Annotated in this window: 26 protein-coding genes and 1 tRNA gene; 8 read left to right on the forward strand and 19 right to left on the reverse strand. The window is 61.1% G+C overall.

From position 1 onward, the window contains the following. Positions 1–11: 11 nt before the first annotated feature. Entirely contained in the window at positions 12–215 is a 204-nt protein-coding gene (locus QP904_RS04780; protein ID WP_086588724.1) for a cold-shock protein, read from the reverse strand. A 177-nt stretch (positions 216–392) separates the two neighbouring features. Here QP904_RS04780 and sftH point away from each other — a divergent pair, with 177 nt between their 5' ends. Further along, positions 393–2,756 carry a DNA 3'-5' helicase SftH gene (gene sftH / locus QP904_RS04785; RefSeq protein ID WP_284835631.1) on the forward strand — a complete coding sequence of 788 codons (2,364 nt, stop codon included), beginning with the start codon at positions 393–395 and terminating at the stop codon, positions 2,754–2,756. A gap of 23 nt (positions 2,757–2,779) precedes the next feature. On the opposite strand, the gene QP904_RS04790 is transcribed toward sftH, so the two are convergent. Genes QP904_RS04790 through ssd form a run of 7 tightly spaced genes read right to left on the reverse strand, consistent with a single transcriptional unit; the run spans position 2,780 to position 7,299 of the window. After that, positions 2,780–3,106: an Rv3654c family TadE-like protein gene (locus QP904_RS04790; RefSeq protein ID WP_023020427.1), complete on the reverse strand. Its 327-nt coding sequence runs from the start codon at positions 3,104–3,106 to the stop codon at positions 2,780–2,782. Then, positions 3,099–3,413 (reverse strand): hypothetical protein, encoded by a 315-nt coding sequence (locus QP904_RS04795; RefSeq protein ID WP_023020426.1) that lies wholly within the window; start codon positions 3,411–3,413, stop codon positions 3,099–3,101. Before QP904_RS04795 ends, QP904_RS04790 begins: the two co-directional genes overlap by 8 nt. A gap of 56 nt (positions 3,414–3,469) precedes the next feature. Next, entirely contained in the window at positions 3,470–3,658 is a 189-nt protein-coding gene (locus QP904_RS04800; RefSeq protein WP_023020425.1) for a DUF4244 domain-containing protein, read from the reverse strand. Between the two features lie 24 nt (positions 3,659–3,682). Further along, a complete protein-coding gene (locus tag QP904_RS04805; protein WP_248099238.1) occupies positions 3,683–4,279 on the reverse strand; it encodes a type II secretion system F family protein in 597 nt (198 codons plus the stop codon). Continuing rightward, positions 4,276–5,064, reverse strand: coding sequence for a type II secretion protein F (locus QP904_RS04810; protein WP_284835632.1), 789 nt, complete (start codon positions 5,062–5,064; stop codon positions 4,276–4,278). The genes QP904_RS04805 and QP904_RS04810 overlap by 4 nt, the downstream gene beginning before the upstream one ends. After that, a complete protein-coding gene (locus QP904_RS04815) occupies positions 5,057–6,235 on the reverse strand; it encodes a TadA family conjugal transfer-associated ATPase (RefSeq protein WP_284835633.1) in 1,179 nt (392 codons plus the stop codon). The genes QP904_RS04810 and QP904_RS04815 overlap by 8 nt, the downstream gene beginning before the upstream one ends. Next, the gene (gene ssd, locus QP904_RS04820; protein WP_023020421.1) at positions 6,232–7,299 is read right to left on the reverse strand and encodes a septum site-determining protein Ssd; all 1,068 of its coding nucleotides are present in this window, start codon (positions 7,297–7,299) and stop codon (positions 6,232–6,234) included. The genes QP904_RS04815 and ssd overlap by 4 nt, the downstream gene beginning before the upstream one ends. A 459-nt stretch (positions 7,300–7,758) precedes the next feature. Here ssd and QP904_RS04825 point away from each other — a divergent pair, with 459 nt between their 5' ends. Beyond that, positions 7,759–8,640 carry an HAD family hydrolase gene (locus tag QP904_RS04825; RefSeq protein ID WP_284835634.1) on the forward strand — a complete coding sequence of 294 codons (882 nt, stop codon included), beginning with the start codon at positions 7,759–7,761 and terminating at the stop codon, positions 8,638–8,640. On the opposite strand, the gene QP904_RS04830 is transcribed toward QP904_RS04825, so the two are convergent. Next, on the reverse strand, positions 8,637–9,353 hold the full coding sequence (locus QP904_RS04830) for an oxidoreductase (RefSeq protein ID WP_239207847.1): 717 nt from the start codon (positions 9,351–9,353) through the stop codon (positions 8,637–8,639). The genes QP904_RS04825 and QP904_RS04830 overlap by 4 nt on opposite strands. Before the next feature lie 108 nt (positions 9,354–9,461). Here QP904_RS04830 and QP904_RS04835 point away from each other — a divergent pair, with 108 nt between their 5' ends. After that, entirely contained in the window at positions 9,462–9,965 is a 504-nt protein-coding gene (locus QP904_RS04835; RefSeq protein ID WP_023020417.1) for a phage holin family protein, read from the forward strand. 136 nt (positions 9,966–10,101) lie between these two features. Continuing rightward, complete coding sequence (locus tag QP904_RS04840; RefSeq protein WP_284835635.1) at positions 10,102–11,016, forward strand: alpha/beta fold hydrolase; 915 nt, start codon at positions 10,102–10,104, stop codon at positions 11,014–11,016. On the opposite strand, the gene QP904_RS04845 is transcribed toward QP904_RS04840, so the two are convergent. From QP904_RS04845 to nth, 4 genes are read right to left on the reverse strand one after another with little or no spacing between them, the layout of a single operon-like run. Next, entirely contained in the window at positions 11,013–12,209 is a 1,197-nt protein-coding gene (locus QP904_RS04845; protein WP_284835636.1) for a MarP family serine protease, read from the reverse strand. The two genes, QP904_RS04840 and QP904_RS04845, sit on opposite strands and share 4 nt — an antisense overlap. Before the next feature lie 56 nt (positions 12,210–12,265). Then, complete coding sequence (locus QP904_RS04850) at positions 12,266–12,967, reverse strand: NUDIX hydrolase (RefSeq protein ID WP_023020414.1); 702 nt, start codon at positions 12,965–12,967, stop codon at positions 12,266–12,268. Then, the gene (locus tag QP904_RS04855; protein ID WP_284835637.1) at positions 12,964–13,527 is read right to left on the reverse strand and encodes a TlpA family protein disulfide reductase; all 564 of its coding nucleotides are present in this window, start codon (positions 13,525–13,527) and stop codon (positions 12,964–12,966) included. The genes QP904_RS04850 and QP904_RS04855 overlap by 4 nt, the downstream gene beginning before the upstream one ends. Positions 13,528–13,536: 9 nt before the next feature. Then, the gene (gene nth / locus QP904_RS04860) at positions 13,537–14,193 is read right to left on the reverse strand and encodes an endonuclease III (protein WP_284835638.1); all 657 of its coding nucleotides are present in this window, start codon (positions 14,191–14,193) and stop codon (positions 13,537–13,539) included. A 341-nt stretch (positions 14,194–14,534) separates the two neighbouring features. Here nth and glxR point away from each other — a divergent pair, with 341 nt between their 5' ends. After that, a complete protein-coding gene (glxR, locus tag QP904_RS04865) occupies positions 14,535–15,218 on the forward strand; it encodes a CRP-like cAMP-activated global transcriptional regulator GlxR (RefSeq protein WP_005323128.1) in 684 nt (227 codons plus the stop codon). A gap of 175 nt (positions 15,219–15,393) precedes the next feature. On the opposite strand, the gene QP904_RS04870 is transcribed toward glxR, so the two are convergent. From QP904_RS04870 to QP904_RS04885, 4 genes are read right to left on the reverse strand one after another with little or no spacing between them, the layout of a single operon-like run. Beyond that, complete coding sequence (locus QP904_RS04870) at positions 15,394–16,209, reverse strand: MBL fold metallo-hydrolase (RefSeq protein WP_200288356.1); 816 nt, start codon at positions 16,207–16,209, stop codon at positions 15,394–15,396. A gap of 18 nt (positions 16,210–16,227) precedes the next feature. Continuing rightward, positions 16,228–16,686, reverse strand: a complete 459-nt coding sequence (locus QP904_RS04875; protein WP_284835639.1) for a RidA family protein — start codon at positions 16,684–16,686, stop codon at positions 16,228–16,230. Next, the gene (gene sp36 / locus QP904_RS04880; protein ID WP_005323131.1) at positions 16,687–16,845 is read right to left on the reverse strand and encodes a Sp36 family protein; all 159 of its coding nucleotides are present in this window, start codon (positions 16,843–16,845) and stop codon (positions 16,687–16,689) included. 45 nt (positions 16,846–16,890) lie between these two features. Further along, positions 16,891–17,214, reverse strand: a complete 324-nt coding sequence (locus QP904_RS04885) for a WhiB family transcriptional regulator (RefSeq protein ID WP_023020408.1) — start codon at positions 17,212–17,214, stop codon at positions 16,891–16,893. A 144-nt stretch (positions 17,215–17,358) separates the two neighbouring features. Between QP904_RS04885 and QP904_RS04890 the strand changes: the two genes are divergently transcribed. Next, on the forward strand, positions 17,359–19,848 hold the full coding sequence (locus QP904_RS04890; RefSeq protein WP_284835640.1) for a transglycosylase domain-containing protein: 2,490 nt from the start codon (positions 17,359–17,361) through the stop codon (positions 19,846–19,848). A 30-nt stretch (positions 19,849–19,878) separates the two neighbouring features. Here QP904_RS04890 and QP904_RS04895 read toward each other — a convergent pair whose 3' ends face one another. Then, positions 19,879–20,343: a GatB/YqeY domain-containing protein gene (locus QP904_RS04895; RefSeq protein ID WP_023020406.1), complete on the reverse strand. Its 465-nt coding sequence runs from the start codon at positions 20,341–20,343 to the stop codon at positions 19,879–19,881. A gap of 33 nt (positions 20,344–20,376) precedes the next feature. Between QP904_RS04895 and QP904_RS04900 the strand changes: the two genes are divergently transcribed. Both QP904_RS04900 and QP904_RS04905 read left to right on the forward strand, forming a co-directional pair. Beyond that, positions 20,377–21,267 (forward strand): metallophosphoesterase, encoded by an 891-nt coding sequence (locus QP904_RS04900; RefSeq protein ID WP_023020405.1) that lies wholly within the window; start codon positions 20,377–20,379, stop codon positions 21,265–21,267. A gap of 78 nt (positions 21,268–21,345) precedes the next feature. Continuing rightward, a tRNA-Pro gene (locus tag QP904_RS04905) sits at positions 21,346–21,422 on the forward strand. Between the two features lie 34 nt (positions 21,423–21,456). Here QP904_RS04905 and QP904_RS04910 read toward each other — a convergent pair. Continuing rightward, the gene (locus tag QP904_RS04910) at positions 21,457–22,821 is read right to left on the reverse strand and encodes a citrate:proton symporter (protein ID WP_284835641.1); all 1,365 of its coding nucleotides are present in this window, start codon (positions 22,819–22,821) and stop codon (positions 21,457–21,459) included. Between the last annotated feature and the right edge of the window lie 311 nt (positions 22,822–23,132).

Consider the following 23,132-nt stretch of genomic DNA (forward strand, 5'->3'; position numbering starts at 1 on the left):
GAACAGGCCGCCTAGATGACGGACACGGACTGAGCCTGATCGCCCTTCGGCCCGGTGCCTACCTCGAAGGTAACCTGCTGGTTTTCCTCTAGGGTGCGAAAACCGCTGCCCTGAATCTCGGAGTAGTGGACGAAGATATCGCCGGCGCCATCCGCGCGCTCGATAAAGCCGTAGCCCTTTTCAGAGTTAAACCACTTAACGGTTCCTTGTGCCATGGTGTGCAGTCCTTTTCTTGCTTATCGGTGCAGCGATTCCGCACCAAGGGGGTTCGGTAAATGCGTCCTTTAGCAGTACCTTAAAGTGTAAACACCGCACCAAGACATCATTGGCCTTATATCAGTGTGACACGTTCCACGCCAAAGCGATAGACCAAACCCACGAGGGGGTAAAAATTGTCTCACCCGGAAACAGATAATCCCCTGGGAACAGAGCTCCTCGAATTCATCCAGCGCCGCCTCGATGAGTCCACTCTCACCTTTCACACCACCCTGCCCCCTCAGCGCGCCCAGTATGCGCAGTGGCCGGAGTGGGTATTGCCGCAGTTGCGGAAGAAGCTGGTAGAAGGGGGCGTCGGCAAGCTGTATCGGCACCAGGCTGAACTCGCACAGGCCGCCTGGGAAGGCGAGGATGCGGTGATTGCTACCGGCACTTCTTCGGGAAAATCCCTGGGCTACCAGCTGCCCATTTTGAGCCGGCTGGCGCAGGAGCCTACCGCTTGCGCGCTGTATCTCACCCCCACTAAGGCGCTGGGTTCGGATCAGCTGCAGGCGGTGCTGGAGCTGTGCCGGGGGATTCCGGCGCTCAAGACCGTGGTGCCCGCGCCCTATGACGGCGATACGCCACAGGAATCCCGCGCGGGTGTGCGCGATCACTCGCGGTTCATTTTTTCCAACCCGGATATGGTGCATATGTCCCTGCTGGCGGCGCATGCCCGGTGGGCGCGGCTGCTGCGGCACCTGGAATTCATCGTCATCGATGAATGCCATTCCTACCGGGGCGTATTCGGCGCCAATGTGGCGCTCGTGTTGCGGCGGCTGCTGCGCTTGTGCGCGCACTATGGCTCGCGGCCGACGGTTATCTATGCCTCGGCCACCATGAAGGACCCGGGCCGGCATGCACAGCGCCTCACCGGCCGGCCGGCCCGCGCAATTACGGAGGACACCGCCCCCACCGGTGCGCGCACCGTAGCCCTGTGGGAGCCAGGCTTCATCGAGGGCGCCGAGGGTGAGCACGGGGCGCCGGTGCGCCGCGCCGCCACCACCGAAGCGGCCGAGATGATGGCCTCTTTCATCGCCGAGGGTGCACGCACCATGACCTTCGTGCGTTCGCGCCGCTCGGCCGAGGTGGTGGCCATGCGTGCGGCCGAGGTGCTCTCCGGTAGTTTGGGCCGGCCCGATTTTGCCCAGCGCATCGCCGCCTACCGCGCGGGTTACCTGGCCGAGGACCGCCGTGCATTAGAGCGCGCGCTTGACGACGCCTCCTTGCTCGGCGTCGCCACCACCTCCGCGCTCGAGCTGGGCATCGACGTCGGTGGGCTCGATGCCGTGGTCACGGCCGGCTTCCCGGGGACCGTCGCCAGTTTTTGGCAGCAGGCCGGGCGCGCCGGCCGCCGCGGGCAGGGCTCGCTCGTAGTACTCATCGCCCGCGATGAGCCGATGGATACCTATCTGGTCCACCATCCCGAGGCGCTGCTGGGCAAGCCGGTGGAGGCCAGCGTATTCAACCCGGCCAATCCCTATATCCTCTTCGGCCATGTCTACTGCGCTGCGGTAGAAAAACCACTGGATGATGCCACGATTGCTGCCTGGGGAGCCCAGGACGTGGTCCATCAGCTGGCCGAGTCTGGCCTGCTGCGCCACCGCGAGCGCGGGTGGTTCGCCGTACCCATTCCTGCCCACTCGCCGGAGGAACTCTCCCCGGAGACGGCGCATACCGCCGTTTCCTTGCGCGGCGGGTCAGGCGAGGAAGTGATGATCGTGGATTCTTCCGACGGCCGCCTGCTCGGCACCATCGATGCCGCTCGCGCCACCAGCCAGGTGCACCCCGGCGCGGTGTACCTGCACCAAGGCGAAAGTTTTGTCATCGAGGAACTCATCCTCAGCGATTACCTGGCGCTCGCCCGCCCCGAGGCCCCGGATTATTCGACGACCCCGCGCTCCACCACGGATATCCGCATCCTGCGCGAGGCCGATAACCTGGTCAATTATTCCCCGGGCCTGTGGGTAGCCGACGTGGAGGTAGAGGTCACCGATCTCGTCACCGGTTACCAAGTGCGGCTTGCCGATGGCACCATTGGTGACGACATCCCCCTCGATCTCCCCGAACAGCGCCTGGTTACCCGAGCCGTGGCCTATACCATCGATCCGCTGGCACTTTCCGCCATGGGCGTGACGGCCTCCGATACGCCCGGCACCCTACACGCGGCCGAGCACGCCGCCATCGGCTTACTGCCGCTTATCGCCACCTGCGACCGCTGGGATATCGGCGGCGTATCCACCGCGCTGCACCCCGATACGCAGATGCCCACCGTTTTTGTCTATGACGGCCATCCGGGCGGTGCCGGCTTTGCTGAAGAAGGCTTCCGCCGCTTCCCCGAATGGATAGAGGCCACCTTCGAGGCGGTGCGCTCGTGTCCTTGCGAATCCGGTTGCCCGTCGTGCGTGCAATCACCGAAGTGCGGCAACGGAAATAATCCGCTCAGCAAAGATGGTGCTATCAAGCTACTCGGCGCGCTGGTCACCATGACGCAGGGCTAGCCGCGCTGCCTCCTTCCGCTGGCTCACACCGGCCCGGCCTTGGCCTGGGTAGAGCGGCCGCGCACTGCCGCGGTGACGATGACGTCGCGACCGGATTCGGTGCAGGTTTCTAGGGTGGCGCCATTCAGGGCGGCGGTATCGCCCGCGGCGGTGCAGGCATCCTCGCCAGTAGCAAGTGCCCAGGCGCCAGCGACCGCAGCGAGGTCGGCGGCCACTTGCGCCTCGTGGCGTGCGGCTACGCGCGAGCCCACCGCCGCCACGATAAGCAGCAGGCTCACGATGGCGACAATGATGCCGGCCGCAGCGATGGTGGCATAGCCTTCCTCGCCCCAGCGTTGCGGCTTACTCATTTCCGCCCACCTCGGCGGGAAAGACTGCCTCGGAGCGCATGGTGCCGATGGGGGCTTCCACGCTTACCGACGCCTTCACCAGCCCCCCGCTTTCCTCCACGCTGACTTGGGCATCTTCGCGCGCGGGGTGGTATTCGACGCCGATGGCATGCGCACGCGCGGCCGCACCCGCCATGTCCACAGCGGCGATATAGGATGCCAGCGTGGCAATAGCACCCACGATTCCCGCCGCGACCAAGACTAGGGAGCTTAAAGCTAAGGCGGCCTCGATGGTCACGGAGCCATCGTCATCAAATACCTTGTGCATTATTCCTCCTTTCTGCCGGCGGGAATGGTCCCGCCGGCTGGGGTTACGTAGAGCTGCTAGCTGGGGGTATTAGAGAGGGCGTCGGTTATGATGCCTTCGATGGCATCCACCACGCCGCCGCCGTTGATGACCATGTAGAGCACCCCGGCAAGCGCCGCTGCTGCTAGAGAGCCCATGGCATATTCGATGGTGCTCATCCCCTCGTCATTGCGGATGAGCTGGGGATACTTAGTAAGTGCGTGCATGATTAGTGTCCTTTCAAGTGAGGTTTAGAGAAGTTGCGCGCCCAGGCTGATTACTACGGGCGCAAGGCCTAGAACGATGAATGCCGGCAGGAAGCACACCGCCAGCGGGAGGGCAATGAATACTCCTGCGCGCTCCGCCTGTGCTGTGGCGTGGGCGGATGCTTCCGCGCGAAAAGAAGTACAGATTCGATGACATCCGGCCGCAATGGTGGCGCCGGATTGGCCCGACATGATGACAAGCTGTGCTAAGTCCTCCAGCCCCACCTGGCCCTTCATATGGCCCCACGCGGACTGCGTGGAAACTCCAACGCCTAGCAGCGCGGAGACGGTCTCCCACAGGTCCTGCGTCTGAGCGTCCGCGGTGCGAGCGACCGCGGTGGCGGCTCCGTGCACGGACAGCCCTGCGGCCAGGCACGCTGCGAAGAGTTCGACGTCGCCAGCTACTATCAGCGGGTCCAGCGGTGCTGCGGGCTTGAGCTTGCTTATCAGTCCCCCACGCGCTTTCGGGCCATCGCGCGGGGTCTTGGCGGTGGTCTCAGTCGCACTGGTAACTGCCAGCCGGCCAGTGTGCGGTGGGAGGCCAACGAGGGCGGCCAAGGCCACAAAGATGAGCGGGGTCATGCAGCCGCCTTCCGAATAATGACGCGCGACCAAGCGAAGCCGCCGCAGGCCAGCGCCGCGCCTACCACGAGAAGGACACCGCCCAGCCCGCCGCCGAAAAGAAAGCCGAGCGAGTTAGCGCCCATGGCCCCGCCCATGGCGATGCCGGCTATTGGCAAGCACGCGAGCACCGTGGCGGTCGCTTGGGGGCCTTGCAGACTAGCGGAGGTGGATTGCTGGTGGCGTCGAGAAGCATCGAGGCGGCTTTGGGCTTGGTCGAGCAAGCTGGCCACCGCAATACCGTGGTAAGTGGAAAGCTCCAGCAGGTGGCCTAAGCGGGAAAGCTCCGGCAGGGCCTTTGTATCCTCCGCATCCGTGAGCGCCATGTGGGGCGGCGCGCCACGCGCAGCGAGGGCGGCCGTTGCTTCCAGTGCGGCGGATACCTCCCGCGGGGTAGTTCCCGGCAGGGCCTCCACCCCGCGGGCAAGCGCCCCAGCCAGGGTCGCCCCTGCCCGCAGGTCCGCGGTGACCACTCCCAAATAGGCGGCCAGCCCTTCGCGGCCGCGCCGCTGCGTACGCGCGGCCACGAGGTCTTTGGTGTACCAGGACACGCACCAAGCGATTATGGCGGCGGCGATAGCGATGCTGATGCGACCCACTGAGTAAAAGACCAGGCTGCCGCAAAATACCGCCCCCAGGATGACCACGGAGCTGGCCTGTACCTGGCGCGTGGCCGATGCCAAGCGGCCTGCAATCGAGGGCGCGGGCAGGAGCAGCGCGGCGGCGAGCAAGAGGAAACTAAGCATGGCTGGCCTTCCCGGCGCGCTCGCCCAGAAGTTGTGCGGAAAATTCCGCAAAGCCATCCGCCGGTCCGTCTTCGGCACTCCAGATGATGCGCGGGATAACCGGGTTTCCCTCGAGCACGCCAATATGGGCAAGGCGGCGGCCCTGCGGGGTGCGTTCCATGGTCAGCACCATGTGCACGGCCGCTGCCAGTTGTGAGTGCAGTGCCGCGCGGTCCAGGCCGCCAAGGGCGGCGAGGGCCTCCATGCGGGCGGGGACTTCAAAGAGCGAATTGGCATGGAGCGTACCGGCGCCGCCGTCGTGTCCGGTGTTGAGGGCGGCGAGGAGATCGACCACCTCGCGGCCGCGGATCTCGCCTACCACGATGCGGTCTGGGCGCATGCGCAGCGCTTGTCGGAGCAATTGTGACATCGTGACCTCGCCGCTTCCCTCCGCGTTGGCCCGGCGCGAGACCACGCTAACGCAGTGTGGGTGGTGCGGGGAGAGCTCGGCGGTGTCTTCGATGACGAGGATGCGTTCGCGCTCGGAGACGGTTCCCAAAAGTGCGGATAGCAAGGTGGTTTTGCCGGAGCCGGTTCCACCTATAACCAGGAATGAGACTCGCTTGTCCACCACAGCGCGCAGCAGCGTAGCGATATCTTCTGGCAGCGTGCCGTTGTCTACTAGTTGGGGCAGGGTGGTCTGGGCTTGGCGCAGTACGCGCAGGCTCAGGCAGGTTCCGGCCACCGCAGGCGGGCTCAGCAAGGCATGGACGCGCAGGACGACGCCATCAGGGCGGCTAACGCGGCCATCGGCATAAGGTTGAGCATCATCGAGGCGCGTGCCGGAGGCTGCCGCCAGCCGGCTGGCCAGTTGGCGGACTTCGCCATCATCGCGGAAGGTGATGTCAGTGCGTTCGAGGCCCTCGCCGCGGTCCATGAATACCGCATGCGGCCCGTTAACAACGACATCGGTAACCCCCTCTCGCCCCAGCAATGCATCAAGCGGGCCCATTCCGGTGGCGTCCTGGCGCAGGCGGCGTAGTAGGTCGAGTACCGCGACGTCACTAATCACGCCGGCTTCTGCACGGATGCGCCGAGCCAGGGCTGCCGCATCATGCACCAAGTCGGCCTCGGCGGCGATGATACGCTGCATCTTTTCCAGCGTTTCCTGTGCTACTTTCTGCTCACTCACGCGCCTACCTCCTCGAGGACCGCGTGTGCAGCCTTGCGCAAGGGTGCCGGGAGGCGCTGCGGGAGGCCGCCTATTTCCACCGCGCGCGTAAGGCCCCGGGCCGTTGGCAGTTCTGCCAACACCGTGCTGTGGATGATGCTTTCTACTTCCGCCGCGCTTAACGATGCCCACTGGCGTTGCCGCAGCACCACCACACAGCTGCGCCGCGCAGCCCCGAAGCGCGCAATTAGTTGCGCGGCCGATGCAGCCGAGCGCACTTCTGCGGCCACCACTATGACCACGTGGGTACACGCATCCGGAACGGTCTCCGGGGTGCAATCCACCACGCATAGCCCTTCGCCCGCGTGGGCCGCGCCCACTACTCGCGCGAGCAGGTCCTTTTCCAGGCGGAAGGGATCCGCGACGGTACTGCGCGCGGTCGAGAGCACCGCTACCCCATCCGGCGTAGTGGGCAGCGCGCGGTAGAGATCGGTGGCATCGATACTGCCATCGCCTACGGTAAGCTCCGGCCAGCGCGCCCCCGCTTCGGCCTCTACGCCAAGCAGGAGGTCGAGGCCACCGGAGTATGCGTGGGCGTCGATAAGCAGGGCGCGCCCATCCGCAGCGCACTGGGTGCGGGCCAAGGCGGCCGCGAAGGTAGAAGCCCCCACCCCGCCGCTCGCCCCAACCACGGCGATGGTGGCGCTACCCGGTCGCGTGTCCTGCGGGGTGCCCGCGGCCGCAATGCCCGCGAGCAGCTCCTTAACCTGGGCGGGAATGATAAAGGCGCTCTCCGCGTGACAGGCTAATGCCGCTTCATAGTCAATCGGTCCAGGGTCCGCGGCAAGGAATAGTACTGGCACAGGCGCGGTGTAGGGGCGTTGCGCTGCCGCCACCACGCGGGCCATGAGGGAATCAACCAGGACCGCAAAGGCGCCTGGCAGACTGCGCGGGACGTCGCGGGGATCGGTTACGGTAAGCACATCGTGGCTGGTAGCAGCCGCGGCATGGATAGCCTCGGCGCGCAGTGCTTCGTCACCGACGGCAACGACGATGGCAGCGGAATCAGGATGTAATGCGTTCATGCCTCATAGCCTGAAGCATCCGTGCAACCGCAGCGAGGGCTCTCCGGTGGCACTGTGGATAACCCGCGATAAGTCACCGTGTGGTCCTGATTTGGTTGCCACTTCAACTAAAAACCTGTGGATAACCTCGTATCACATGGCGCTAGATATAGGTGACGGCCCGTGCATCGGGGGGTGTGCGCACGGGCCGTCAGTAACCCGGCCTCGGGGGGTGAGCCGGGGCAGGCCGCACAGTATATCGGGGCCTTGCACGCATTATTATGACATGTTCGCCACCCAACCACAACAGCTAACAGCAGTTTTTCAACGGCCATGGCGCTGACCTGCACCGAATGCGTGTTCACTACTTTATCCCCCGCACGGGCTGCCAATCCCACATTATTGACTCGCCAACCACCATTAACTGCAGCCACTTCTACACCACTAAGCGCGAAGGGCAGCTACACTCGGCAGCACACCATGACGAATTCCCGCGAATCCTTTCCTCCCCTCCCCGCTAGCACGAGTTGCGCCGGCGGCGAGCACACACGCACCGCGGCGTTTTTCGATCTCGATAAAACCATCATCGCCACCTCCTCGGCCTATGCCTTTGGCCGCGAATTTTTGCACAACGGGCTCATCTCCCCGGCCGAAGCACTGCAGCTCTCCCTGGCGAAAGCCAGCTATATGTTTTCCGGCCTCTCCAGCGAAGGCATGGACGCTAGCCGCGATCAGCTCACCGCAATGGTCACGGGGTGGTCCGTGGAGGAAGTGCGCTCCATCGCCCGAGACACCATGCACCAGTTGGTCACTCCCTCCATCTATGCCGAGGCCCGGGAACTTATCCGTGCCCACCGCGCCGCGGGCGACCACGTGGTCATTGTCTCTGCCTCCGCTACCGTGCTGGTAGACATCATCGCGGAGGAGCTCGGCGTCGAGCACGTCATCGCCACCGAATTGGCAGAAAAAGACGGACGCTTTACCGGCGAGGTGCTCTTTTATTGCAAGGGCCCACATAAGGCGGAGGCACTAGAGCGCACTGCCGCCGCAGCAAACATTGATCTTAATGCCAGCTATGCCTATTCGGATTCTGCTACGGATATCCCGATGCTGGAGAAGGTTGGCCACCCCGTCGCGGTCAACCCGGACAAGCAATTAAAGCGCCACGCCATCAGCCATGAGTGGGATATTCGATCCTTTAAGGACCCAGTGCCGCTCCTGCCTGCGCCAACCGCTAAAGAAATCGGAATCGGCGCCTCCGTGCTGGCGGGTACCGTGGCGGCTATCGGCGCCGGGCTGTGGCTTGCCCAGCACCCTGACCGCCCCAGCTTCCCCAAGCGCGGGCCACGGCATACCTTTTAAGCGGCTCGCGCAATCGCGTCGGCCTCTGCACCACCGGCTGCCCAGCCAGCGAGGTGGGTAAGGAGGGCGTCGGCAAGCGCGGTGCGGTAATTATCCACCGCATCGGCATACTCAGCGCGGTGGCGGGTGTAGTAGACCTCGGGTACGGCGAAACCGCGCGGGTCAAACCCCGTATGCACAGCTGCAAGGCGAGAAGCAACGCGGGCGACGAGACCGCTGCGAGGGCCGAAAAACTGCCCTGCGGCTATCTCGGCATGGACCACGCTCGGTAGAAGGAGATCAAAGGCGGGACCATTACCCTGGGCGATAAGCCGGCCCAGCCCTTGCAGCCGCGCGCTTTCACCGGTGGGGATACCGGTGCCACCGGCCGCGACGTCAATGCGCGCTAGAACCTGCAGCGGCGCTCGGGCAAAGGAGCGCACCGTGGTGTCCAAGAGCTCCGGCGCGGCCACAGAGTAGGCGCTTACGGCGCTGGCCAACGGCCCTTCTTCCACATTCTCTGGGCCCGGATGTGGGGGGATGGCGTAACCATCAAGCGCCACGCTAGAACGGGCGCCGCGAATAAGGGACTCGGCGGAAATGACCTCAAACTTTCGCAATCCTGCAGGTCGACGGTGTGCACGGGCAATGGCAGCGGCGGCTTTTTCTGCACTTTCTTTCACCCCCGGCAGGCGAAACAGCGGGGATAACGCGTCAATTTCTGACATATACATTAGGATAGCCGTGGAAGTCCCTACGTATGCGTGGCACCATGGGAGAATAGTGATTCCATTATTATTAGGGACATTACAAGGTTTAGATAAACGCGAGGAGAATTAATCGTGAGCAACGATGGACTGTATACCGACGGTACTGATCAATTTGCACCGAAGGTGAACTCGATCCCATTGAGTGACGTGGATACGTCCTCGTCCGAGACCTCGGTAGGCCAGCTGGTTTCCAACGCCACCGAGCAGATGTCCCAGCTCGTACGCTCCGAGGTGGAGCTGGCTAAGACCGAACTGGCAGAGTCCGCAAAGAAGGGTGGAATTGGTGCTGGTCTCTTCGGCGGCGCTGGCACCATCGCGCTGTATAGCTCTTTCTTCTTTTTCTTCTTCTTGGCAGAGCTCCTCGCCATCTGGCTGGACCGTTGGGCAGCGTTCCTGATCGTCTTCTTGATCATGATCGTCCTCGCCGGCATCTTGGCCTTTGTTGGTCTGAAGAACGTCAAGCAGGTGAAGGCGCCGCAAAAGACCATTGACTCCACCAAGGAGCTCAAGAACCTGGTTCCGGGCAAGGCACAAAAGTCTCTGGACCGAAAGACCACCCACGGCCTCTACACCTAAACCGGCAGGCGCCACGCACACGCAGCACGCCACGCAGTCGTGCTCCCCTCTATCCGCCCTAGCTAGCCTGGGGCGGATTTTGTGTACTTTCCCCTATCCTCTACCGTTTCTGCCCCAACTATAGAAAGGCGGCACCATGGCCTTTGCACCCCTGCCTCCCTCAACGGTGGAGCTGGAGGGACCTTATGCGCATGACTTCGTCCATACCCGCGGCATCCGCCTGCACGTGGCCACGGCGGGAGAGAGCACGCAGCCACTAGTGGTATTCATCCACAGCGCCTTTGGTGGGTGGTTCGACTACCAAGACGTCATTGCGCCGCTTGCGCAGCGCGGTTTCCACGTCGCGGCGGTAGATATGCGCGGCTTTGGCATGTCCGATAAGCCACCTATTGATGCGGGGCAAGATATTCGTACCTTGGTGGGCGATATCAGCGGGCTCATCCAAGCCTTGGGCCACGACGATGCCTTTGTGGTCGGTGCCGATACCGGCGGCGCGGTGGCTTGGTGCTTAGCCGCTGAGCGCCCCGAGCGGGTGCGCGGCTTGGCTTCCATCTCCGCCGCCCACCCGGTGGATCTGCGCCGAGCGATTGCCGCCCGGCCGTGGGATTTTGGGTGGATTAACCTGCGCTCGCTGCTGTGCCGCCTACCCCGCGTTACCCGCGCCCAGAACCTGCTACTTAGCCCGCGCGCCTACCGCAAGGAGTTGGAGCTGGATACGGGGCCTTCGCTTAACGGAGCCACCTTTGACCGCATCCTCGATCTACGCCTACGCGCCTCCCGGATCGGCAGCGTTCGGCGCGGAATCTTGTGGAACCACCGTATGCGCACCGCCGTTGTCCCCCTGAACTGGGTGGAACTGACAGTGGAACGACCCGTCCTTTTCATCCACGCCCAACAACGGCTGTGGAACCCCGTGGTCCGTCGCGCCGCCTTGCGCGCCCGCCACGGTTTTACCGCCACGACCGTGCCCGGTGCGAAGAACCTACCGCACGTGGAAGCACCAGCGGAGTTCGTCTCTACGCTGGGGGCGTGGCTCCAAGAAAATAGCTAATGGGCCACGCACTCACCGGTATCGACCGGGTGGGTAAGCTGCGCGACGTCCCCGATCTGACTGTTGACTTCATCAGCGGTGAGCGCATAGCCCGTCTCAGAGTCATCCACCGAGGCGCCAAAGACCACGCCTAGGACCTCGCCAGCCGTATTGACCAGTGGGCCGCCGGAATTTCCTTGCTGGATATTGCCGCGAACGGTGTAGGAATCGCGCTCCACATGCCCGTGGGAGTAAATATCCGGACCGGAAATGGTGATGCGATCGCGCACACGTGCCATCTCGGCGTCGAAAGGCCCGGAATGCGGGAAGCCCATGACCATCGCATCATCGCCCGTCTGGGCCGGGGTCTGGGCCCACGGCAGCGGATCGATGCCGAGGTCGCGCGAATGCAACACCGCCACGTCCACGTCCGGGTTGTAATAGACCACGGTCGCATCCTTAAGCCCCAGCTTGGTATCAAGGCGCACGGTCTGCGTGCCGGCCACCACGTGGGCATTGGTGATCACGTAGTCATCGGCTACCACGAAGCCGGAACCCATGAGGCGGCGGGAGCACTCTTCGGCGTCGCCAAGCACGTGAATGATGGAGGGCCGCATGCGGCGCACCAGCTCCGGATCCTGCACGTCTGGGTCCGGCTCTTTTACTTCCTCATTGCTAATGGAGTTTTGCCAGGGCGAAACCAACGGCGGCAGGCCGGACTCATTAAGCATTGCCGCCACGCCATTGGGCAGCGCCGCTACCCGCGCCGGCGCGGCCGAGTTGAGGTTGCCCAAGATACGCGAATCGCGCAGGCCCTGACCGGCCGCACCACCCAAGTTGGTGGCCACAGGGATAGAAATCAGCCAAATAACCACCAAGGCGGCAAAGGCTTGGAATACCGCACCCACCGCAGAATCGAGGCGCTGTGTCTTGCGCGCCTTCATGCGGTCGCGCACGCTGCCGCCCAGAGAGGAGCCGATGAGCTGCCCGATGCCCACGAATAGCACCAAAATTCCTACCAAGAGCAGCAAGCGCAACGAGGGCTGATCCACCAGGCGCAATGCGGCAGGTGCCACGGCAATGCCCAGCACTACCCCAGCACCCACTCCGATGGAGGCCAAAACTGCCGCGAGGGCACCATTGCGCCACCCACTAAGTAGCGCCAACAGGACGGCGACCACAATCAGGCCGTCAACGATAAGCGCAGGAGTCATGGCTATGGATTCTTTCTATTGGGGGTTAAGACGTACACATACCGCGGCACAAGCGGTTAGGACATCTTCTCATTATTGCGGGAGTTTTTGAGGGAGTCACGCAGGTCCATGACTGAATTATTATCCCAAGGAACGCTCCACCCAGAGTGCTGCAAGAGAGCCGAAAGCACGCCGGCGGTAAACCCCCAGATGACATAGCCATTGGCATGAAATGCTGGTCCTTGCCATTTTCTAAAGCCCACCACGAAGCGATTGCGTGGATCGACCAATTCCCGGATGGGAACGAGAAAGACATCATCGGTTTCATCAGGGCTGGCGGGATAGACCTCCCCCGGCTGGTTCCAATGCGCCAGGATCGGGCTCACGGGATTGCCGGTGGCACGGATATGCAGTTGGCTCCACTGCTCTAATGGGGTCACGGAATTACGCTGCAGGTCCGTTTCTTCCCAGGCTTCCCGCAGCGCAGTATCCACTAGCGAGGTATCACCGGGATCTCGGCGGCCGCCCGGGAAAGCAATTTGTCCGGAGTGAGAACGCATGGACGGCGAGCGGTGTGTGAGCAAAATGCTGCCCTCCTCCGCGCTTTCGCCGCTAAGTAGCATAAGCACAGCCGCCTCCCGTTTGACCGGCACCTGCGCAGTAGTGCCATTGAGGGACGAAGCCTGCCGGTTGCCTATGAGCTCTTGCACCTGGCTCGGATCTACCCCCAACGCTGGCTTGAGCCATTCTGGTGTGCACTCGGGACGAAGTTGGCTCATGCCGCAATCGCCTCTTTCACGGCCCGTTCAATCTCCGCTGCGGAGCTAAAGGGCTGCGCAAATTGCTTGCGCACTTCGCCGTCCTTGAGCACCACTGTCACCGGAACTACGCCTGGCAGGCTCAACTGACCGGCAAATTTATTATCCGCATCCTGGAAGCTCGGCAGATCCACTCCCACGTCATTCAAGAAAGCTGCACCGTTTCCCGCGTTCTTATCCGCGTGCACACCCACGACCTGCCAGTCTGGGTGCGTCTCCGCCACCTTTTGCAGATAGGGAAGCTCCGCGCGGCACGGCTCGCACCACCACGCCCACACGTTGATCACGCTCACGCCTTCATCGGCACGCTTTCCGGTAGCCTTACCGCCCAAGCAATCCAGCTCTACCCCAGCTACGGTGCCGGCTGGACAGTCTGGACGCTGCGGGACTTCTTGCGGAGCAGCCTCGGTTGGCACTGCCTCCTCGACTTCGTCCCCACCCCGCAATTGCGAGACCCCCACTACCGCGATAACGGCAATGAGGATCGCGGCAATCACCGTGCCAAGGACGTAGTTCTTCATGCCTTAAGCCTAGCGCCCACTAGCCGCTGGACACATATCCCGCAGCGCGCATGCACCGCACTCCGGCGTGCGCGCATGGCATACCCGGCGCCCATGAAAGATGACGCGGTGAGAAAACATTGTCCACTCTTCTTCTGGCAGGAGCTTGGCGATGTCCCGCTCAATCTTTAGCGGCGTCGTCTCCCCTGTGAGTCCGAGCCGCTGCATAAGGCGGCCGAAGTGCGTATCCACCGTCAGCCCCGGAATCCCAAAGGCATTTCCAAGCACCACCAGCGCGGTCTTACGCCCCACGCCGGGCAGGCTGGTGAGCTCCTTAACCGTGCGGGGAACCTCGCCTTGGAAATCTGCCACCAGCTTCTCCCCTATGCCCAAAAGGTGTCCCGCCTTAGCTCGTTGAAAACCCAACGGGCGCAGGATGCGCTCCAGTTCCGACCGCTGCGCTGCTGCATAATCCGCGGCCTCGGGGTAGCGGGAAAAGAGTTCAGGGGTCACCGAGTTCACGCGCTCATCCGTGCACTGGGCAGAAAGCACCGTGGCTATCAAAAGCTGCAGCGGGGAGTCATAATCCAAGGCACAACGCGCATCTGGATACTCCTGTGCCAAACGCCTATTTATCTCCGGTGCCCGTAGCTCCGGCGCGCTGGCCGCTGACAGTGCTGAATTCATGGCATAAAGCTTAGTAGACTAGGAAAACATGATTTCACTTGTGATTCTGGTACCGCTTGCGATCGCCCTTTTCGCCCTCCTGATGGAAAAGCTCGAGGCAGTTGTTTTCGCTGACTAAGCCGCAAACTCGCTGGCCGGAGTTGTGCCTCTAGCACGATCAGAGTTTCTATAGTGTGACAAAAATTCACTGAAGTACCAAAAGTGACCAATTACACTGTAAGATGAAACGCGTTACACAGTGACCCCGCTTGTTCCGCATTGTCGAGTGCATGAAAGACCGCACCCAGATGTGGCGCAGGCGCATCTATGGACTTTCGTAGTCGACATCCAAGGAGTAAAACGTGGAAGGCGTACAGGACATCCTCTCCCGCGCCGGAATCTTCCAAGGCGTTGATCCCGTTGCAGTGCAGCACCTCATCGAGCAGATGGAGACCGTGCGCTATCCGCGCGGAACCACCATCTTCGACGAGGGCGAACCTGGTGACCGCTTGTACATCATCACCTCGGGCAAGATTAAGCTCGCTCGCCACGCCCCGGACGGCCGCGAAAACCTCCTGACCGTCATGGGCCCATCCGATATGTTCGGCGAGCTGTCCATCTTCGACCCGGGCCCGCGCACCTCTTCCGCAGTATGCGTGACCGAAGTTCAGGCGGCCACCATGAACTCCGAGCTGCTCAAGAAGTGGGTTGGTGACCACCCCGAAATCGCACAGCAGCTGCTACGCGTCTTGGCACGCCGCCTGCGTCGCACCAACGCCAACTTGGCCGACCTCATCTTCACGGATGTTCCCGGCCGCGTGGCAAAGACTTTGCTGCAGCTGGCCAATCGCTTCGGCGTCCAGGAAGGCAGCGCCCTGCGCGTAAACCACGATCTCACCCAGGAAGAGATTGCCCAACTGGTCGGCGCCTCTCGTGAGACCGTCAACAAGGCGCTCGCCACCTTTGCCCACCGCGGTTGGATCCGCCTCGAGGGCAAGTCCGTGCTCATTGTCGATACCGAGCACCTCGCCCGCCGCGCTCGCTAAGTAAGCGCGAGCTCGCCACACCCCCGCTTAAAGCGGGGGTTTCGCTGGTTTTCGCCCCCCTTGCCCAGCATTACGTGAAGGCCAGCCCCACTTCCCTGGTGCACCAGCGCAGGGGCTAAAACAATTAAGCCCCTTTTCCTACTAGGAGGAAAAAGGGGCACATAGGAGATACGGCTTATTTAGTCTTGCCGTCCAAATACTTCAGCGCGGTGCGAGTGGACTGCTCCGCAGCGTGGCGCAGTACCGGATCCACATCATCGTACATCTCGTTGACCAGGGTATTCAGATCTACATCCTCACCCAAGCGGGAGCGGATCTCCTTAATCTGATCAAGGCGGTAGTGGCGGCGGTCGATATACTTGCGAGCTACCTGGGACGTGTCATCCAAATCTGGGCCGTGCCCTGGGAACAACGCGATATCCTTACCGCGCTCCTCTAGGGTATCCAAGGTGTGCAGATAGTCGGCCAAGTTTCCGTCCGTCTCCGAAAGCAAAACGGTGTGACGGCCTGCGATGGTGTCACCGGAAATAATGCCTTCGAGACGGGAGTTTCCTACTTCACCGCTCCACACAAAAAAGCAGGTGGAGTCCGCGGTATGGCCAGGAGTGTGAACAACCTCGAGGCGAGGGGTGATGCCATCGAGGGAGATATGCTCACCATCCTGCAGCGCCTCAGCACCGTTGCAGTAACTCGGATCGAATGCGCGAATGGGGGCGCCGGTCATCTGCCGCAGGCGCTGCGCGCCAGATGCGTGATCATCGTGGCGGTGAGTAATCAAAATCAATGCCACCTCACCTGCGTTGCGGTGCACAACGTTGAGATGGCCTTCATCCTCTGGACCCGGGTCTACGACGATCGCCCGGGAGTCTTCAGCGGCGCGAATAATCCACGTATTCGTCCCCTCAAGGGCGGTGTAGCTGGGGTTATCACAAAGGACTACGCCAACGGATTGGCTGACGAGACGCAATTGACTATATGCAGGGTGCTCCATAGTTACTAGCCTATCCGATCAAGCAGCAATTTCTACGATTAGTTCGATCTCTACCGGCGCGTTTTTAGGCAACGCAGCCACACCAACGGCGGAGCGAGCATGCGTTCCGGCATCCCCAAAGACTTCACCAATGAAATCCGAGGCGCCATTGATAACTGCTGGCTGATCTGCATAGCCCGGATCAGAAGCCACGAACCCCACAATCTTTAGCACGCGGGAGATACTATCTAGACCCACCTCAGCATCGATGGCGGCGAGCGCATTGAGCGCCGCGATGCGGGCCTGTTCTTGGGCTTGTTCCGTAGTGATTTCGGCACCAACCTTGCCGGTCAGCGGCAAGGTTCCCTCCACGAGGGGAAGCTGACCGGAGGTCCAGACCTGATTCCCTACGCGTACGGCCGGCACATAGGAAGCTAGCGGCTTGGCGACGCCCGGTAGCTCGTACCCCAGCTCCCGCAAGCGAGCATGAAAGCCCATTTACTCTGCCACCTCGCGCTTGAAGTAGGCCACGACGTTTTCTGGGTTCGGGCCAGGGGTGACGGTAACCAGTTCCCAGCCGTCTTCACCCCAAGAATCGAGGATCTGCTTCGTAGCGTGGGTAAGAACAGGTGCGGTTGCGTATTCCCATTTAGTCATGGGTCCCATTCTAACTATTAAATACGCCCCACGCCGTCAAAATTCTTAAATCCCGACGAGTTCGCCGCCCTCAGCCAAGTAGTGCGCCCAATCCGTGATGTGAGGGTTCTTGCGCAGCAATGCACGGCGCTGACGCTCGGTCAGCCCGCCCCAAACACCAAACTCGACGCGGTTATCCAAAGCATCGGCACGGCATTCGGTCAACACCGGGCAGTGGCGGCAGATGACCGCCGCCTTGCGCTGTTCTGCACCGCGCACAAAGAGGGCATCCGGGTCACCTTTACGGCATTTAGCCTGGGTAACCCACTCACCACGCTCGGGATTTCGGGCTGTATTAGACATTCCAGCAGTCTTCACACGAACGGTCATGGGTGAGTGTGCTCCTTCCCAGACGGAATACTATGTAACGCGCCTAAGTCTATTCACCCAGGTAGAAGATTGTCTAACACGTCACACTTTAGGGGGTGCGAGTGATCTTCCACCCACCGAGGGCGACCACGTAGTGTATGGGGCGTGACTGTCATCAAATCTTTGGCCAAGATAGCCCTGTCTACGGTCTTGGTAGGCGCGCTGATCGCCCTGGCCCTTGCCCCCTTCGCGGGCATTTCCGGGGTAGCGATTGCCCGTACTAACGAAACCATGCAATCTGACCTGCAAGATCTGACGGCCGGTAATATCCCTGGCGTCACCACTATTAAAGATGCCAAGGGCAAGGACATGGCCTATGTCTTCAGCCAGCGCCGCCACCCGGTGGAGGGAAAGAAGATTTCTAAAGCCATGAAAAACGCCATCGTCTCCATTGAGGACGAGCGCTTTTATGATCACGAAGGCGTAGACTTCCAGGGCAATTTCCGCGCACTGTGGACCAACCTGACCTCGGGTGGTGTCTCTCAGGGTGCTTCTACCATCGATCAGCAGTACGTAAAGAACTACTTGCTGTTGGTTTCTGCTACCACCGATGAAGAGCGTGCCGCGGCCACCGAGCAATCCATAACCCGCAAGCTGCGCGAGATGCGCATGGCTACCAAGATGGATGAGGAGTTAGATAAGGATGACATCCTCACCAACTATCTCAACCTGGTGTCTTTTGGTAACCATGCCTATGGCGTCGAGGCCGCAGCCCGCACCTATTTTGGCACCCACGCCTCTGAGCTCACGGTGCCACAAGCAGCAATGCTGGCGGGCATGGTCCAATCCTCTGAGCGTCTCAACCCCTATACCAACGCCGGCGAAGTAACCGAAAGGCGCAATCTCGTCCTGCAATCCATGGCGGATAACGGCTATATCAAGCAGCAGGAAGCGGATAAGTATAAGGGGGAAAAGCTGGGCGTCGGCAAGAAGCCCCAAACGCTAGCCAATGGCTGCATCGGCGCGGGTGACCGCGGTTTCTACTGTGATTATGTGCTGAAGTACCTGGATAAGAAGGGCATTAGCGAAGAACAGCTGGCGCGCGGTGGCTACACCATCAAAACCACGCTGGATCCAACGGTGCAAAATAAGGCCCTTCAGGCCGTGCAAAGCCACACCAACCCGGACGCCCCGGGCGTGGCGGAAGTCATGGACGTCATCAAACCCGGTAAATCGGATCGCAAGGTGCTGGCCATGGTCTCCTCCCGTGACTATGGCTTGGACTTGGACAAGAATGAAACCATCCTGCCGCAGCCCTATTCCCTGGTAGGCAACGGCGCCGGCTCCGTGTTTAAGGTCTTTGCCGCCGCGGCCGCGCTTGAGGCAGGCTATGGCATTAAAAACACCGTGGATGTGCCCACCCGCTACGAGGCGGAAGGCCTTGGTCACGGCGGCGCCGCCGGCTGCCCGGCGGACCGCTACTGCGTGGAAAACGCTGGCGCCTATAAGGCCACCATGACGCTGCAGGAAGCACTGGCCCACTCGCCCAATACGCCTTTTATCAAGCTCACCGAGCAGGTAGGCGTAGCCCCCATCGTTGATATGGCCGTGCGCTTGGGCCTGCGCTCCTACGATGACAAGGGCAGCTTTGATAAGGACACCTCGATTGCCCAGCACACCAAGGAAGCCAATTCGGGTTCCTTTACCCTGGGCCCAGACCAGGTCAACCCGCTGGAGCTAGCCAATGTGGGTGCCACGCTGGCCTCGGATGGCAAATGGTGTGAACCCAACCCCATCGCCCAGATCACCGATAAGGAAGGCAACGAGGTCTACCTTAAAGAAACCCCTTGTGAGCAGGCGGTGGATAAGGACGTGGCCCGCGCCATGAGCAATGCTTTGTCCGAAGATGCCAAGCAGGGCACGGCCAAAGATGCCGCCCAGGCGGCCGGCTATTCCAGCCCTATCGCGGCAAAGACCGGCACCACCGAGTCCAACCAGTCCTCTGCTTTCTTGGGATTCAATGAGGGCATTTCCGCCGCTCCTTATATTTATAACGACGGCACCTCCACCGTCCCGCTGTGTACTGGCCCGGTGCGCCAGTGTGCGGGTTGGGGCAACCTCTACGGCGGCTTGGAGCCGGCGCAGACCTTCTTCAGCATGGCCTCCCAGCTGCCGATAGCAACCAAGGCTGGTCTGCCGAATTACAATAAGAAATACGATAACGGCACCACGGCCGATAAGACCCTAGATGGCCTGCGTGGCAAGTCCGAGGCCGAGGCGCGCCAGGCCTTGGAAGCTAAGGGCTATGTGGTCAAGACTTCCCGCGTCATCGGCGGCGATGTGCCTTATGGCCGCGTAGTTCGCGCCATTACCGGCAAGGACGGAAAGAAGAAGGGCGCAGAAATTACGCTGCAGCTCTCCGACGGCGCCGGGGCCCCCCAATCCCCCTCCTCCGGCGTGGCCGATGCTAACTCCACCGGCACGCAAAATAGCACCGGCGGCGCTAATACCGACGGTGCTACTAGTCCGGGCCGCTCGACTGGCGGCACAGGCGGTGACGGTGGAGGGGGCGGATTCTCGCCGGAAGACTTTGGCATCCGCCAAGAGGACATCGATAACTTTGCCAACGATATCCGCAGCCTGCTTGGCCGCTAGGCTCCGCCGCCCAGTGTGGTCTCGCCCGCTCTAGCTCAGCTGGGCTTTGACCTCAGCGGACAGGCGCTTGCCGTCCGCTTGGCCGGCGGCCTTGGCATTGGCCACCTTCATTACGGCACCCATCTGCTTCATGGTGGGTGCTTCGCCGTTTTCGGCTTCGACCTCGGCGATGGATTCCTTCACCAAGGCCTGCAGCTCGGACTCGTCTAGCTGGCGGGGCTGGTAGGCCTCGAAGAAGGGGACATCAGCAAGCTCGGCTTCAGCCAACTCCGGACGCCCATTTTCCTCATAGACCTCGGCGGACTCGCGGCGCTTTTTGATTTCGCGCGCAATTACCTTAAGGATATCGGCGTCCTCCAGCTCGTGCCGGGAGCCGTTAGTCTCCTCGGCCTGGATGGCGGCCAGCAAGGCACGGATGGCGCTGGTGCGCTGCTTCTCCTTCGCCTTCATTGCGGTTTTCAGATCTGCACGGATGGTTTGTTTTAGCTCGCTCATGCCTATCAATGTACGCCAGGTAGGGTGGTAGCCGTGAAACTTTTACGTATTCTTGGCGGCCTCACCGCTGCGGGCCTGGGCGCCGCAGCATGGGGCTATAGCGAACTGACCAAATTCGAGCTCAAGGAATATACGCTCCCTCTCCTGCCCAAGGGCACTCTGCGTGGCAAGCCGGAATTTCGGTTGCTCCACCTTTCTGATCTGCACATGATCCCGGGCCAAGAGACCAAGATTGCCTGGGTCTCCGCCCTCGACGCCCTGGAGCCGGACCTCGTAGTCAACACCGGCGATAATCTCTCCGATCAGCAGGCCGTACCCGATACGCTGCGCGCTCTCGGTCCGCTGCTGGCCCGCCCCGGCCTCTTTGTCTTTGGCACCAATGACTACTGGGCCCCGCGTCCGGTCAATCCCTTCAAGTATCTGCTGGGCAAAAAGCGGGAGCCTTCCTATGTGGATCTGCCCTGGCGCGGTATGCGCGCCGCCTTTATGGAGCACGGATGGCGCGATGCCAACCAGGCTCGGCATGAGTTTAAGGTGGGCAACGTCCGTCTTGCCGCCGCCGGCGTAGACGATCCGCACCACGATCTAGATGACTACTCCGAAATCGCCGGCCCACCCAACGAGGATGCTGATTTGTCCCTGGCCCTCCTCCACGCTCCCGAACCCCGCGTGCTAGAAAAGTTCGCGGCCGATGGCTACCAGCTCTCCCTATCCGGCCACACCCACGGCGGCCAGATTTGCCTACCGGGCTCCCGTGCACTGGTAACTAATTGCGGCATCGACCGCGACCGCGTGCAGGGGCTCCACGATTTCGGCCCGATGAAAATGCATGTCTCCAATGGCTTGGGCACCTCCAAATTTGCCCCCGTACGCATCTTCTGTCGGCCCTCCGCCACACTGCTAAAAATCACTGAGGTGGACTAAACGCAACCACCTGCCGTTTTGTTGATTGCGCTTAGCTTGCGTTAAAGTATCGAGGTACCGCTTTTCAAGGCGGAACGCCGGGATATGGCGCAGGTTGGTAGCGCGCTTCGTTCGGGACGAAGAGGTCGCAGGTTCAAATCCTGTTATCCCGACCATGAGCCCGCAGCTGTGCTGCGGGCCTTTTCTTTACTAGGCCAACATTCCCATAAACAGCGCCGCGGCCACCAAGATGGCGGAAAATAGCCACGCAATGGGGAAAGCCAGCTTGAGATATTTACCCATCTGGCCTTCCGCTAGCCCCAACGCCAACCATAATGCGGGTGAGAACGGCGAGACGAAGGTGCCCACCACGTTGCCAATGATGAGCGCGCAAGCCGCACCCATACCGCTGACCCCAAAGCTTTCCACGGTTCCCTGAACAATAGGAAGAACTGAGAAGTAATAGGCATCCGTCGAGGTCAACAAGTCAAGCGGTACACCAAAGAAGCCCACAATAACGTGGAGATGCGGCGCGACACCCTCCGGCAAGACGTTAACTAGCGTCAGGGCGATTTCTTCAAGCATCTTCGTTTCATTGAGAACGCCCAAGAACATGGCCGCGGCAAGAATGACGCCCGCCATGGCCAATGCATTAGGCGCATGGCGCCGTAGGGCCTCGCCTTGTTCCATGGAACCGCTGAAATTAATGGCTAGCGTGATAGTAGTGGCCACGAGGAAGGCTGGGGCGGGCGGAACTACGCCCGATAGCAGAGCCACTAAGACCGCAAGGGCTACGACAACGTTGACCACGGTAACCCAGCGTCCCGTGCGGAAGTGGTAGCCCAATTTATGTTGTTCACGTACCTGTGCAGCAGCGAATTCATCGGCCAATTCATTCACGTCTACTGCCGTGCCGCCTGCTAATTCGCCGCTTTCGCGCAAACCCGCTATGCGGCGCTTTTCCCGCCACCCCAAAAGCGCAGCCAAAAGGAAGACCAGCACAATCGCTACGCCCTGAATGGGCAAAAGTTGCACCCAGATGGCATTGGGCCCTTGATCGACTACGGCGCCGGCCCGGCCTAGCGGGCCGCCCCAAGGAACCATATTCATTATGGAGGCGGCCATCGCCACAATGGTGATAAGCACGTAGCGCGACATATTCAGCGCACGATAGAGCGGGAGTAGCGCGGGGATGGTGATAAGGAAGGTGGTAGAACCAGATCCATCGAGGTGCGCTACTACGCCGATCGCCGCAGTGCCCAACGTTACGGCCATGATTTTTCCGCGGGTAGCCTTGATGAGCGCGCGGATAACCGGAGTAAATAGGCCAACATCTTGCAATATGCCAAAGAAGATGATGGCAAAGATAAACATCACCACAACGTTGATGACGGAACTTAAGCCTTCACTGAAAAAGTCAGATATTTCGCCTAGACCAAATCCACATACTAGGGCACCAACTACAGGCACCAATGTCATGGGAATGATGGGGTTTACCCGGCCGCGAATTAAAATTCCCACCGTCACGAAAATGACCAAAAGGCCTACGGTCGTAAGGCCGAGCGGGGTCTGCATAGTGCTCCTTTACAAGTTGACGTCCCGCCGTGCCGCACGTGACACAGATAGACGGGGTGTGACTCAGATTAAACCCTGGCCACCGGCAGCACTACCACTACCTCAAAAAATTCACACCACTTTGAATTGAATTGTCTATAGATAAGTGTCGTCAAAAAGGTATGCAAAGCGTGAAAACTACCCCACCCCGATAAAACGGCGGCCGTTGTGTACGGATTCTTGCGCAGAAAATGCGGGTTAAGGGTCAAAAAGTGTGTCCGGAATCGCGGATTTTCACGGATTGACCTGTAGGTTTCCGGAAAGTATATGCT

The sequence above is a fragment of the Corynebacterium nasorum genome (assembly GCF_030229765.1).
GTDB lineage: Bacteria > Actinomycetota > Actinomycetes > Mycobacteriales > Mycobacteriaceae > Corynebacterium > Corynebacterium kefirresidentii.

Excerpts from the sequence above, each read along its gene's own strand:
- QP904_RS04800 (WP_023020425.1), bottom strand. The coding sequence starts at position 3,658 with ATGCACGCACTTACTAAGTATCCCCAGCTCATCCGCAATGACGAGGGG.
- sp36 (WP_005323131.1), bottom strand. The coding sequence starts at position 16,845 with ATGACTAAATGGGAATACGCAACCGCACCTGTTCTTACCCACGCTACG.
- QP904_RS04825 (WP_284835634.1), top strand. The coding sequence starts at position 7,759 with ATGACGAATTCCCGCGAATCCTTTCCTCCCCTCCCCGCTAGCACGAGT.
- QP904_RS04895 (WP_023020406.1), bottom strand. The coding sequence starts at position 20,343 with ATGAGCGAGCTAAAACAAACCATCCGTGCAGATCTGAAAACCGCAATG.
- QP904_RS04850 (WP_023020414.1), bottom strand. The coding sequence starts at position 12,967 with ATGAGCCAACTTCGTCCCGAGTGCACACCAGAATGGCTCAAGCCAGCG.
- QP904_RS04870 (WP_200288356.1), bottom strand. The coding sequence starts at position 16,209 with ATGGAGCACCCTGCATATAGTCAATTGCGTCTCGTCAGCCAATCCGTT.
- QP904_RS04805 (WP_248099238.1), bottom strand. The coding sequence starts at position 4,279 with ATGACCCCGCTCATCTTTGTGGCCTTGGCCGCCCTCGTTGGCCTCCCA.
- QP904_RS04810 (WP_284835632.1), bottom strand. The coding sequence starts at position 5,064 with ATGCTTAGTTTCCTCTTGCTCGCCGCCGCGCTGCTCCTGCCCGCGCCC.
- QP904_RS04780 (WP_086588724.1), bottom strand. The coding sequence starts at position 215 with ATGGCACAAGGAACCGTTAAGTGGTTTAACTCTGAAAAGGGCTACGGC.
- QP904_RS04875 (WP_284835639.1), bottom strand. The coding sequence starts at position 16,686 with ATGGGCTTTCATGCTCGCTTGCGGGAGCTGGGGTACGAGCTACCGGGC.
- QP904_RS04845 (WP_284835636.1), bottom strand. The coding sequence starts at position 12,209 with ATGACTCCTGCGCTTATCGTTGACGGCCTGATTGTGGTCGCCGTCCTG.
- QP904_RS04840 (WP_284835635.1), top strand. The coding sequence starts at position 10,102 with ATGGCCTTTGCACCCCTGCCTCCCTCAACGGTGGAGCTGGAGGGACCT.
- QP904_RS04830 (WP_239207847.1), bottom strand. The coding sequence starts at position 9,353 with ATGTATATGTCAGAAATTGACGCGTTATCCCCGCTGTTTCGCCTGCCG.
- QP904_RS04790 (WP_023020427.1), bottom strand. The coding sequence starts at position 3,106 with ATGAGTAAGCCGCAACGCTGGGGCGAGGAAGGCTATGCCACCATCGCT.
- QP904_RS04855 (WP_284835637.1), bottom strand. The coding sequence starts at position 13,527 with ATGAAGAACTACGTCCTTGGCACGGTGATTGCCGCGATCCTCATTGCC.
- QP904_RS04885 (WP_023020408.1), bottom strand. The coding sequence starts at position 17,214 with ATGACCGTTCGTGTGAAGACTGCTGGAATGTCTAATACAGCCCGAAAT.
- QP904_RS04795 (WP_023020426.1), bottom strand. The coding sequence starts at position 3,413 with ATGCACAAGGTATTTGATGACGATGGCTCCGTGACCATCGAGGCCGCC.
- QP904_RS04910 (WP_284835641.1), bottom strand. The coding sequence starts at position 22,821 with ATGCAGACCCCGCTCGGCCTTACGACCGTAGGCCTTTTGGTCATTTTC.
- nth (WP_284835638.1), bottom strand. The coding sequence starts at position 14,193 with ATGAATTCAGCACTGTCAGCGGCCAGCGCGCCGGAGCTACGGGCACCG.
- ssd (WP_023020421.1), bottom strand. The coding sequence starts at position 7,299 with ATGAACGCATTACATCCTGATTCCGCTGCCATCGTCGTTGCCGTCGGT.